Annotated in this window: 1 protein-coding gene; it reads left to right on the top strand. The window is 66.8% G+C overall.

Annotated features, from left to right (window positions below; all coding sequences use genetic code 11):
* Window positions 1-251: 251 nt before the first annotated feature.
* A complete protein-coding gene (locus tag SB765_RS23505; RefSeq protein ID WP_410932015.1) occupies window positions 252-13,205 on the top strand; it encodes a non-ribosomal peptide synthetase in 12,954 nt (4,317 codons plus the stop codon).
* Window positions 13,206-13,315: the final 110 nt, after the last annotated feature.

Raw genomic sequence — 13,315 nt, forward strand, 5'->3', positions numbered from 1 at the left:
ACGACGTGCGACAAGCTATTCAGAATGATAATGATTGTCAAATACGAAACGTAATTAGTATCTGTATCTTTCAGTTCTAAGCCCGCAGTGTGAAACGGTTCACCCTTGGCCCCTTCTGGCACCGCGTAATCCCCGCTAATTTCTGCCCCCGCCCATCCGTTCTCCTGTGTACATCCTCGGTCGCCACTCGCTGTCCGCCCACGTTCGCGGAGCAGCCGGCACGCCCCAACAGACACTGGCAGGAACACCCCATGACGGACGCCTTCGAACTCCCGCTCTCGCTGGTCCAGGCACTGGCGCAACGCGCCGCGCAGACCCCGGACAAGATCGCCTTGCGCTTTCTGGCCGACGCCCCCGGCGAGCAGGCCGTGCTCAGCTACCGGGACCTCGACCAGCGCGCACGCACCATCGCCGCCGCCTTGCAGGCCCGTGCCGGCTTCGGCGACCGTGCGGTGCTGTTGTTCCCCAGTGGTCCGGAATACGTGGCGGCGTTCTTCGGTTGCCTGTATGCCGGGGTGATCGCGGTGCCGGCTTACCCGCCGGAGTCTGCGCGTCAGCACCATCAGGAGCGTTTGCTGTCGATCATCGACGATGCCGAGCCGCGCCTGCTGCTGACGGTCGCGGCGTTGCACGGCAGCCTGCAAGGCCTGGAAGCGCTGGCGGCGGACAACGGCCCTGAACTGCTGGCGGTGGACGGCCTGGACCCGGCGCTGGCCGCGGACTGGCGCGAGCCCGCGCTGCAAGGTGATGACATCGCCTTCCTGCAGTACACCTCTGGTTCCACTGCGCTGCCCAAGGGCGTGCAGGTCAGCCATGGCAACCTGGTGGCCAACGAGCAGTTGATCCGCCAGGGCTTCGGCATCGACCTCAACCCCGACGACGTGATCGTCAGCTGGTTGCCGCTGTACCACGACATGGGCCTGATTGGCGGCCTGCTGCAGCCGATCTTCAGCGGCGTGCCGTGCGTGCTGATGTCGCCGGGTTATTTCCTGGCCCGGCCGCAGCGCTGGTTGCAGGCCATCAGCGAGTATGGCGGTACCATCAGCGGTGGCCCCGACTTTGCCTACCGCCTGTGCAGCGAGCGGGTCAGCGAGGCCTCGTTGGCCGGTCTCGACCTGAGCCGCTGGCGCGTGGCCTATTCCGGCTCCGAGCCGATCCGCCAGGACAGCCTGGCGACGTTCGCCGACAAGTTCCGGGCCTGCGGCTTCGACCCGCAGAGCTACTTCGCCAGCTACGGCCTGGCCGAAGCCACCCTGTTCGTCAGCGGCAGCCGCCGTGGCCAGGGCATCGCCGCGCTGGAACTGGACGCCGAAGCCTTCGCCGCCAACCGCGCCGAGCCGGGCAAAGGCAGCGTGCTGATGAGCTGCGGCTACCCGCAGCCCGGTCACGCGGTACGGGTCGTCGAGCCGCAGCACTTGCAGGTGCTGGGCGACAACCAGGTCGGCGAAATCTGGGCCGGTGGCCCGAGCATCGCCCTGGGTTACTGGCGCAACCCCGAAGCCAGTGCCCGCACCTTCGTTGAAATGGACGGGCAGACCTGGCTGCGCACCGGTGACCTGGGCTTCATGCGCGACGGTGAGGTGTTTGTCACCGGGCGCCTGAAAGACATGCTGATCGTGCGCGGCCAGAACCTGTACCCGCAGGACCTGGAAAAAACCCTCGAACGCGAAGTCGAGGTGCTGCGCAAAGGCCGGGTGGCCGTGTTTGCCGTCGAGCAGCAGGGCGAGGAGGGCATCGGCGTGGCGGTGGAGATCAGCCGCAACGTGCAAAAGGCAATCAAGCCCCAGGACCTGATCAAAACCCTGCGCCAAGTGATCGCCGACGCCTGCCGCCAGGCCCCGGCTGTGGTCCTGTTGCTGAACCCGGGCGCGCTGCCCAAGACCTCCAGTGGCAAGCTGCAGCGCTCGGCCTGCCGCCTGCGCATGGACGATGGCAGCCTGGACTGCTACGCCCGCTTTCCTGATGTGAGCGAAGCCGCTGCAAGCGCGGCTGCTGGCGATGAACTGCAAACACGCATCGCCGCCGTGTGGCGCGACATCCTCAAGCTGGAGGCGGTTGCAGCAGACGACCACTTCCTGCTGCTGGGCGGCAACTCCATCGCCGCCACCCAGGCCACCGCACGCCTGGCCGATGAGCTGGGCATCAACCTGAGCCTGCGCACCCTGTTCGAAGTGCCAGTGCTGGCTGATTACAGTAACGCCGTGGCCTCGATCATCGCTGAAGGCGCAGCCGGCACCGCCACCATCGCAACGCTGGAACGCGCCCAGGCCTTGCCCCAGTCGTTGGCGCAAAACCGCTTGTGGCTGATGTGGCAGCTGCAGCCACAATCGGCCGCCTACAACATCCCGGCCGGCCTGCAACTGCGCGGCGAGCTGGATGAAAGCGCCCTGGAAGCCGCCTTCCACATGCTGGTGGTGCGCCACGAATCCCTACGCACCGTATTCAGCGAAGAAAACGGCCTGGCCCTGCAACGCATTTTGCCGCACCAGCCGTTCAGCCTGCGCCGCCTGGGTCTCGAAGGCCAAACCCCCGAGCAGGTCAGCGCCGAGCGTGAAGCCGAAGCCCGTCAGCCGTTCGACCTGACCCAGGGCCCGTTGCTGCGGGTGACCCTGGCACGCCTGGACGACGAACACCACCAGCTGTGGGTGACCCTGCACCATATCGTCGCTGACGGTTGGTCGCTGAATATCCTGCTGGATGAATTTGCCAAGCTTTACGCCGCCCGCTGCCAAGGCCTTGAGGCCAACCTGGCGCCGCTGACCCTGGGTTACGCCGACTACGGCACCTGGCAGCGACAATGGCTGGCCGCCGGTGAAGCCGAGCGCCAACTGCAGTACTGGAAGGCACAGTTGGGCAATGAACTGCCGGTGCTTGACCTGTGCACCGACCACCCCCGCGCCAGCCAGCGCGAGTACAGTGCTGCGCGGTTCAACCTCAAGGTGCCTGCCAAGCTTGCCGAAGCACTCAAGGGCCTGGCCCGCGAACAGCAGGCCAGCCTGTTCATGGTCCTGCTGGCCGGCTGGCAGGCGCTGTTGCACCGCTACAGCGGCCAGGCTGACATCCGCGTCGGTGTGCCCAACGCCAACCGCCCGCGCCTGGAAGCCCAAGGCATGGTCGGCTTCTTCATCAATACCCAGGTACTGTGCGCGCAGCTCGATGGCCGCCTGCCATTCGCGCAGTTGTTGGCCCAGGTGCGCCAGGCCACCCTCGCGGCGCAGGCTAACCAGGACCTGCCGTTCGAACAGCTGGTCGAAGCCCTGCCTGACGCCCGTGAGCAAGGCTTGTTCCAGGTCATGTTCAACCACCAGCAACGCGACCTGTCGGCCCTGCGCCGCCTGCCGGGGCTGTTGGCCGAGGAGCTGCCGTGGCACAGCCGCGAAGCCAAGTTCGACCTTCAGCTGCACAGCGAAGAAGATCATCAGGGCCGCCTGAGCCTGGCCTTCGACTATGCCGCAGAGCTGTTCGAAGCCAGCACCGTCAAACGTCTGGCCCATCACCTGCTGGCGCTGCTGGAGCAGGTGTGCGCCGCGCCGCAGCGGCCGCTGGGCGAAGTGCAATTGCTCGACGAGCCTGGCCGCGCGCAACTGTTGGGCTGGGGCCGCGCACCGGCTGCCGCGCCGCCAAGCCTGTTGGTCGAACAACTCAACGAACAGGCCCGCCGGACCCCTCAACGCACTGCACTGGCCTGGGACGGCGGCAGCCTCGACTACGCCGAACTGCACCAGCAGGCCAACCGCCTGGCCCATTACCTGCGCGACAAAGGCGTCGGCCCCGACACCTGCGTAGCCATTGCCATCGAGCGTTCGCCACAGTTGCTGGTTGGCCTGCTGGCCATCCTCAAGGCCGGCGGCGCCTACGTGCCGCTGGACGTCGACTACCCGGCCGAACGCCTGGCCTACATGCTCGCCGACTGCAACGCCGGCCTGCTGCTGAGCCACAGCAGCCTGCTGGGCAAGCTGCCGCAAGTCGACGGGGTCAGCGCCATTGCCCTCGACCAGTTGCACCTGGACAGCTGGCCCAGCCACGCGCCTGGCCTGCACCTGCACGGCGACAACCTGGCCTACGTGATCTACACCTCCGGCTCCACCGGCCAGCCGAAGGGCGTGGGCAATACCCATGCGGCGCTGGCCGAGCGCCTGCAGTGGATGCAGGCCACCTACGCGCTGAATGACAGCGATGTGCTGATGCAAAAGGCGCCGATCAGCTTCGATGTGTCAGTGTGGGAATGCTTCTGGCCGCTGGTAACCGGCTGCAAGCTTGTACTCGCCGGCCCCGGCGAACACCGCGACCCGCAGCGCATCGCCGCGCTGGTACAGGCCCATGGCGTGACCACGCTGCACTTCGTGCCGCCGCTATTGCAGGTGTTTGCCCAAGAGCCGCAGGCGGGCGCCTGCAGCAGCCTGCGCCGGGTGTTCTCCGGTGGCGAAGCATTGCCTGCGGCGCTGCGTGACCGCGTGCTGCAAGTGTTGCCGCAGGTGCAGTTGCACAACCGCTATGGCCCGACCGAAACCGCTATCAACGTCACCCATTGGCACTGTCAGGCGGCGGACGGCGAGCGCTCGCCCATCGGCCGCCCGTTGGGCAATGTGCTGTGCCGTGTGCTGGACGATGAGCTTGAACTGGCCGCCCCCGGTGTACCGGGCGAGTTGTACCTCGGTGGCGCGGGCCTGGCCCGTGGCTATCTGGGCCGCCCCGGCCTCACTGCCGAGCGCTTCGTGCCCCAGGCCGACGGCCATGGCGAGCGCCTGTACCGCAGCGGCGACCGCGCCCGCTGGCAGGTGCAGCTTGAGGCCCTGGAATACCTCGGTCGCCTCGACCAGCAGGTAAAAGTGCGGGGTTTCCGCGTCGAGCCAGAAGAAGTGCAGGCTTGCCTGTTGGCACAGCCGGGTGTGGAACAGGCGCTGGTGCAGATTCACAAGGACGCCGTTGGCGCGCAGCTGGTGGGTTACTACAGTGGCAGTGCACAGCCAGCCGAAGTCCTGGCCGTGCTGGCTGAGCAACTGCCCGCGTACATGGTGCCGGCCCAGCTTATCCCGTTGGCACAGCTGCCGCTGGGCCCCAGCGGCAAGGTCGACCGCAAGGCACTGCCGGCCCCGGTGTGGCAGCAACGCGAACATGTCGAGCCCCACACCGAGTTGCAGCAACAGGTCGCCGCCATCTGGCGTGAGGTGCTGAACCTGCCGCGCGTCGGCCTGCAGGACGACTTCTTCGCCCTGGGCGGGCACTCGCTGCTGGCCACTCAGATCGTCTCGCGCAGCCGCCAGGCCTGCGATGTCGAGCTGCCGCTCAAGGCGCTGTTCGAAGCCAGCGAACTGGGCGCTTTCTGTGCCGAGATCGCACGTATCCGCGCGGCCGGCGAGCGCAACCTGCAAGGCGCAATCGCCCGCGTCGACCGCCGTCAGGCGGTGCCGCTGTCGTATTCACAGCAGCGCATGTGGTTCCTCTGGCAAATGGAGCCGGACAGCCCGGCGTACAACGTCGGCGGCATGGCACGCCTGCGCGGCACCCTGCATGTGGACGCTTTCGAGCGTGCGCTGCAGGCGCTGATCGTGCGCCATGAAACCTTGCGCACCACCTTCCCCAGCGTCGACGGGGTGCCGTACCAGTGCGTGGCCGAAGACAGTGGCCTGCACCTCGACTGGCAGGACTTCAGTGCCTTGCCCATTGATGCCCGCCAGCAACACCTGCAACAACTTGCCGACGACCAGGCGCACCAGCCGTTCGACCTGGAGCGCGGCCCGCTGCTGCGCGCCTGCCTGGTCAAGGCTGACGAGCGCGAGCATTTCTTCGTGCTCACCCTGCACCACATCGTCACCGAAGGCTGGGCCATGGACATTTTCGCCCGCGAGCTAGGCGAACTGTACGAAGCCTTTGTCGATGACCGCGAGTCGCCGCTGGCGCCGCTGCCGGTGCAATACCTGGACTACAGCGTGTGGCAACGGCAATGGCTGGAAAGCGGCGAGGGCGCTCGTCAACTGGCCTACTGGAAGGACCGCCTGGGCGACGAGCACCCGGTGCTGGCGTTGCCTGCCGACCGCCCGCGCCCGGCAGTACAGAGCCACCGCGGCGAGCTCTACCGCTTTGAACTCGACCCGGCGCTGGTCGCCCGCGTGCATGCCTTCAACAGCCAGCGCGGCCTGACCTTGTTCATGACCATGACCGCCACCCTGGCCGCCTTGCTGCACCGCTACAGCGGCCAGCGTGACCTGCGCATCGGCGCGCCGGTGGCCAACCGCATCCGCCCGGAAAGCGAAGGCCTGATTGGCGCATTTCTCAATACCCAGGTGCTGCGCTGCGAGCTGGATGGCCAGATGACCGCCAACGCACTGCTGGAGCAGATGCGCCAGGCAGCCATCGAAGGCCAGTCGCATCAGGACCTGCCGTTCGACCAGTTGGTGGAGGCGTTGCAACCGCCGCGCAGCAGCGCTTACAACCCGCTGTTCCAGGTGATGTGCAACGTGCAGCGCTGGGCTTTCCAGCAAAGCCGCACACTGGCCGGCATGCAGGTGGATTACCTGCTCAATGACGCCAGTGCCACCAAGTTCGACCTGTACCTGGAGGTCACCGACCTCGACGGCCGCCTGGGTTGCTGCCTGACCTACAGCCGCGACCTGTTCGACGAACCCCGCATAGCGCGCATGGCCGAGCACTGGCAGCAGCTGCTGGTCAGCCTGCTAGACAACCCGCAGCAGCGCCTGTGCGAGCTGCCGATGCTGAGCAGCGCCGAACAGCAGGTGCTGGCGGGCCAGTTGCAGGGCGAGCAGGACTTCGACCTCGACCAGACCCTGCACGGCCTGTTCGCCGCCCAGGCGGCCCGCACACCACAGGCTGGCGCGCTGACCTTCGCCGGCCAGCACATGAGCTATGCCGAGCTCGACCAGCAGGCCAACCGCCTGGCCCGTGCCCTGCGTGAGCGTGGCGTCGGCCCGCAGGTGCGCGTGGGCCTGGCACTGGAGCGCTCGCTGGAAATGGTCGTCGGCCTGCTGGCCATCCTCAAGGCCGGCGGCGCCTACGTGCCGCTTGACCCCGAGTACCCGCTCGACCGCTTGCGCTACATGATCGAAGACAGCCGCATCGGCCTGCTGCTCAGCCAGCGTGAGCTGTTGCAAACCCTGGGCGAGCTGCCCGAGGGCGTGGCCCGCTGGAGCCTGGAGGACGATGCCGCCAGCCTGTCGGCCTACAGCGATGCGCCGCTGGACAACCTCAACCTGCCGCAGCATCAGGCGTACCTGATCTACACATCCGGCTCCACCGGCAAGCCCAAGGGCGTGGTGGTCAGCCATGGTGAGTTCGCCATGCATTGCCAGGCGGTCATCGCCGCGTTCGGCATGCGCAGCGATGATTGCGAGCTGCATTTCTATTCGATCAACTTCGACGCTGCCAGCGAGCGCCTGTGGGTGCCGTTGCTGTGCGGTGCCCGCGTGGTGCTGCGCGCCCAGGGGCAGTGGGGCGCCGAGGACATCTGCCAGCTGGTGCGCGAGCAGCAGGTGAGCATCCTGGGCTTTACCCCCAGCTACGGTAGCCAGCTGGCGCAATACCTGGGCGGGCAGGGCGAGCAACTGCCGGTGCGCCTGGTGATCACCGGTGGCGAAGCGCTGACCGGTGAGCACCTGCAGCGTATTCGCCAGGCCTTTGCGCCGCAGCAGTTCTTCAACGCCTACGGCCCGACCGAAACCGTGGTCATGCCGCTGGCCTGCCTGGCGCCAGAGGCGTTGCCTGCAAACCTTGGCAGTGTGCCGATTGGCCATGTCATCGGTAGCCGCTCGGCCTACATCCTCGACGAAGACCTGGCCCTGTTGCCGCAAGGTGGCATCGGTGAGCTGTATGTCGGCGGCGCCGGGCTGGCTCAGGGGTATCACGACCGGCCGGGCCTGAGCGCCGAGCGATTCGTCGCGGACCCGTTCAGCGCCGAAGGGGGCCGCTTGTATCGCACGGGCGACCTGGTGCGCCTGGGCACTGACGGCCTTGTCGAGTACGTCGGCCGTGCCGACCAGCAGGTGAAAATTCGCGGTTTCCGCATCGAACTGGGCGAGATCGAGAGCCGCTTGCAGGCGCATGCCGATGTCGACGAGGCCGTGGTGCTGGCCTTGGATCTACCGGGCGGCAAGCAGCTGGTGGGTTACCTGTTGTGCAAGCAGGCCACGGCTGGCAGCGAGGCGCAAAGCCAGCTGCGTGAAGCCGTGAAGGCTGATGCCCGCCAGCACCTGCCGGATTACATGGTGCCGGCGCATCTGGTGTTGCTCGACAGCTTGCCGCTGATGGGTAACGGCAAGCTCGACCGCCGTGCGCTGCCACTGCCAGACCTGGAGCAGGCGCGTCAACAGTACCAGCCCCCCGGCAACGAGGTGGAAGCGCAACTGGCGCAGATCTGGCGCGACGTGCTCAACGTTGCCCGGGTAGGGGTGCAGGATAACTTCTTCGAACTGGGCGGCGACTCGATCCTGTCGATCCAGGTGGTCAGCCGGGCCCGTCAGGCCGGCTTGCAATTCACCCCGCGCGACCTGTTCCAGCACCAGACCATCCAGACCCTGGCGGCCGTGGTTCGGTACAGCGAAGCCGCGAGCAGCATCGAGCAGGGCTTGCGCCAAGGCCAGACCGGCCTGACGCCGATCCAGCACTGGTTCTTCGACAGTGAAGTGCCACAGCCGCAGCACTGGAACCAGGCGGTGCTGCTGGAAGCTCGCCAACCATTGGATGAGGCCGCACTTGGCCAGGCATTGGCTGCGCTGGTGCAGCACCACGACAGCCTGCGCCTGCGCTTCGACGAGGCCCGTGGCCGCTGGCAGGCCGAATACGCCCAGCCTGACGCGAGGCAATTGCTGTGGACCGCCACCGTGGCCGATTTTGCCGATTGTCAGGCGCTGTACACCGACCTGCAGCGCAGCCTCGACCTGCAGCAAGGCCCGCTGCTGCGCGCCTTGCTGGTGCGGGACGGGCAAGGCAGCCAGCGTTTGTTGGTGGCGATCCATCACCTGGTGGTCGATGGCGTGTCCTGGCGGGTGCTGCTGGAAGACCTGCAGGCGCTTTACCGTGGCCAACCGCTACCGGCCAAGACTCACAGCATGGGCGACTGGGCCGCGCGCTTGGCCAGCTACGCCGGCAGCGATTCGCTGCGGGACGAACTGGGCTGGTGGCAAAGCCAGCTGGGCGGCGTGCGCCGCGAACTGCCGTGCGATCATCCGCAGGGTGGCAACCTGCACCGCCACGCCCAGACACTGGCCATCGGCCTGGACGTGGAGCAGACCCGGCAACTGCTGCAACAGGCCCCGGCCGCCTACCACACCCAGGCCAACGACCTGCTGCTGACTGCACTGGCGCGGGCGCTGTGCCGCTGGAGCGGCGATGAGGAAGTGCTGGTGCAGCTTGAAGGCCACGGCCGTGACGGGCTGTTCGAAGACATGGACCTGACCCGCAGCGTCGGCTGGTTCACCAACGCCTATCCGCTGAGCCTGCGCCCGCTACCGGGCGAGGACGACGCGGCGCGGGCCGGCTCGATCAAGCGCATCAAGGAACAACTGCGCCAGGTGCCGCACAAGGGCTTGGGTTACGGGGTGCTGCGCTACCTCGCCGACCCGGCCTGGCGCGAACAGATGGCAGCCTTGCCGCAGGCGCGTATCACCTTCAACTACCTGGGCCAGTTCGACCAGCAGTTCGACAGTGCGGCGCTGTTCCAGCCGCTGGAGGCACCGGCCGGTCTGGCGCATGACCTCGACGCACCGCTGCCAAACTGGCTGAGCGTCGATGGCCAGGTGTACGGCGGCGCCTTGCAACTGCGCTGGACCTTCAGCGCCGAGCGCTATGACCCGCAGACCATCGCCCGCCTGGCCGAGGCCTATCGCCAGGAGTTGCTGGCGCTGGTCGCGCATTGCCTGGCCGATGGCAACGGCAGCTTCACCCCGTCGGACTTCCCGCTGGCGCACCTGACCCAGGAGCAGATCGACGCATTGCCGGTTCCGGCTGCGCAGATCGAGGACGTTTTCCCGCTGACGCCGATGCAGGAAGGCATGTTGCTGCACACCCTGCTGGAGCCGGGCACCGGCCTTTACTACATGCAGGACCGCTACCGCATCAACAGCGCCCTGGACCCTGAACGTTTCGCCCAGGCCTGGCAGGCGGTAGTGGCGCGCCACGAAGCGTTGCGCGCCTCGTTCAGCTGGAACAGCGGCGAGGCGATGCTGCAGATCATCCACAAACCGGGCAACCTCGCGGTGGACTACCAGGACTGGCGCGGCCTTGCTGACGACGCCCAGGAGCAGCGCCTGCAAGCCCTGCACAAGCAGGAGCGCGAGGCCGGGTTTGCCCTGCTCAGTGAAGCACCGTTCCACCTGCGCCTGGTACGCGTGGCCGACGAGCGCTACTGGTTCATGATGAGCAACCACCACATCCTGATCGATGCCTGGTGCCGCTCGCTGCTGATGAACGATTTCTTCGAGGTCTACCAGGCCCTCGGCGAAGGCCGTCAGGCCCAGTTGCCGGTGCCGCCGCGTTACCGCGATTACATCGGCTGGTTGCAGCGCCAGGGCCTGGACGACGCACGCGCCTGGTGGCAGGCCAACCTGGCCGGCTTCGAGCGCGCCACGGCCATCCCCAGCGACCGCCCGCTGCGCCATGACCACGCCGGTAGCGGCATGATCGTCGGCGATTGCTACACCCGCCTGGAGGTAAGTGATGGCGTGCGCCTGCGCGAACTGGCCCAGGCTCACCAGCTTACCGTCAACACCTTCGCCCAGGCGGCCTGGGCGCTGGTGCTGGCGCGCTACAGTGGCGACCGCGATGTGGCCTTTGGCGTGACCGTGGCCGGGCGCCCGGTGAGCATGCCGCAGATGCAGCGCACCGTTGGCCTGTTCATCAACAGCGTTGCCCTGCGTGTGCAGTTGCCCGTATCGGGTGAGCGTTGCAGTGTGCGCCAGTGGTTGCAGGGCCTGCTGCAAAGCAACATGGAGCTGCGCGAGTACGAGTACCTGCCGCTGGTGGCGATCCAGGAGTGCAGCGAGCTGCCCAAGGGCCAGCCGCTGTTCGACAGCCTGTTCGTGTTCGAGAACGCGCCGGTGGAAACCGCCGTGCTCGACCACGCCCAGCACCTGAACGCCAGCTCCGACTCGGGCCGTACCCACACCAACTTCCCGTTGACGGCGGTGTGCTACCCGGGTGATGACCTGGGCCTGCACCTGTCGTTTGACCAGCGTTACTTTGATTACCCGACCGTCGAGCGCCTGCTGGCCGAGTTCAAGCGCCTGCTGCTGGCGCTGGTGCAGGGCTTCGATGGAGAGGTGAGTGCGCTGCCTCTGATGGGGGCAGACGAACAGCGCTTCCTGCTGGAAGACTGCAACCGCACCGAGCGGGCTTATCCGCTGGAGCAGAGCTACATCGCGCAGTTCGAAGCGCAGGTGGCTGCGCACCCTGAACGTACTGTGGCCCGCTGCCTGGAGGCCTCCTATGACTACGCCGGGCTGAACCTGGCGGCCAACCGCCTGGGCCACGCCTTGATCTCGGCCGGCGTAAAGGTGGACCAGCCGGTGGCGTTGCTGGCCGAGCGCGGGTTGCCGCTGCTGGGCATGATCGTTGGCAGCTTCAAGGCGGGCGCCGGCTATCTGCCGCTGGACCCGGGGCTGCCGGCTGCGCGCCTGCAAAGCATCATCCAGCTCAGCCGTACCCCGGTGCTGGTGTGCAGCGCGGCCTGTGCCGAGCAAGGCCGGCAGTTGCTGGGTGAGCTGGACGTTGCGGTACGGCCACAACTGCTGGTGTGGGAAGACACCCAGGCCAGCCAGGTTGCCAGCCACAACCCAGGCATCCACAGTGGCCCGGACAACCTTGCCTATGTGATCTACACCTCCGGCTCGACCGGCCTGCCAAAAGGGGTGATGGTCGAGCAGCGCGGCATGCTCAACAACCAGTTGAGCAAGGTGCCGTATCTGGCGTTGAGCAATCAGGACGTCATTGCCCAGACAGCTTCACAAAGCTTCGACATTTCGGTGTGGCAGTTCCTTGCCGCGCCGCTGTTCGGCGCCAGGGTCGAGATCGTGCCCAATGCCATCGCCCATGATCCGCAGGGCCTGCTGGCGCATGTGCAAGCCACCGGCATCACCGTGCTGGAAAGCGTGCCGTCGCTGATCCAGGGCATGCTGGCCAACGACCACCAGGCCCTCGACGGCCTGCGCTGGATGCTGCCGACCGGCGAGGCCATGCCACCTGAGCTGGCCTCGCAGTGGTTGCAGCGGTACCCGCAGATCGGCCTGGTCAACGCCTACGGCCCGGCAGAATGCTCCGATGATGTGGCGTTCTTCCGCGTCGATGCCGCATCGACCCAAGGCAGCTACCTGCCGATTGGCACGCCGACCGACAACAACCGCCTATACCTGTTCGGCGAGGAGCAGGCGCTGGTGCCGCTGGGCGCGGTGGGCGAGCTGTGCGTGGCGGGTACCGGCGTGGGCCGTGGCTATGTCGGCGATCCGGTGCGCACTGCCCTGGCGTTCATCCCACACCCCCATGGTGCCGCGGGCGAGCGCCTGTACCGCACCGGTGACCTGGCGCGCCAGCGCCCGGACGGTGTGCTGGAGTACGTCGGGCGCATCGACCACCAGGTGAAGATTCGCGGCTACCGCATCGAACTGGGCGAAATCGAAGCCCGCCTGCACGAGCAGGCCGAGATTCGTGATGCGGCGGTGGGCGTGCAGGAAGGCGTCAACGGCAAGCACCTGGTCGGTTACCTGGTGGCACACCAGGGTATCGCCGCCGATGCCGCATTGCTGGAGCAGATCAAGCAGCGCCTGCGTGCCGAGTTGCCGGAGTACATGGTGCCGCTGCACTGGGGTTGGTTCGACAGCCTGCCGCACAACGCCAACGGCAAACTCGACCGCAAGGCCCTGCCGGTCATCGACATCGGCGGCCAGCACAGTCAGGCCTATCAGGCGCCGCGCAATGAGCTGGAGGAGGTGCTGGCGGGTATCTGGGCCGATGTGCTCAAAGCCGAGCGGGTGGGGGTGCACGACAACTTCTTCGAGCTGGGCGGGCATTCGCTGCTGGCCACGCAGATCGCTTCGCGGGTGCAGAAGCAGCTGCAACTGAACGTGCCGCTGCGGGCGATGTTCGAGTGCAGCACGGTGGAGGAGCTGGCCGAGTATGTGCAGGGGTTGCAGGGCAGTGCGCTGGATGACGACAAGGTCGACCGGCTCAGTGACCTGATGGCGGAACTGGAGGGGCTGTGATGGGCAGGGGCGCTTGGTGCCCCTTTCACAGGGTGTAGAGACCGGACACATGGTGGACACGTGTACGGAGACATGGTTGACACTTTCTGGTAGCCCACTTGCCAGGATTT

Source organism: Pseudomonas sp. SIMBA_067 (assembly GCF_046534675.1).
In the GTDB taxonomy this organism is placed as follows: Bacteria; Pseudomonadota; Gammaproteobacteria; order Pseudomonadales; family Pseudomonadaceae; genus Aquipseudomonas; species Aquipseudomonas putida.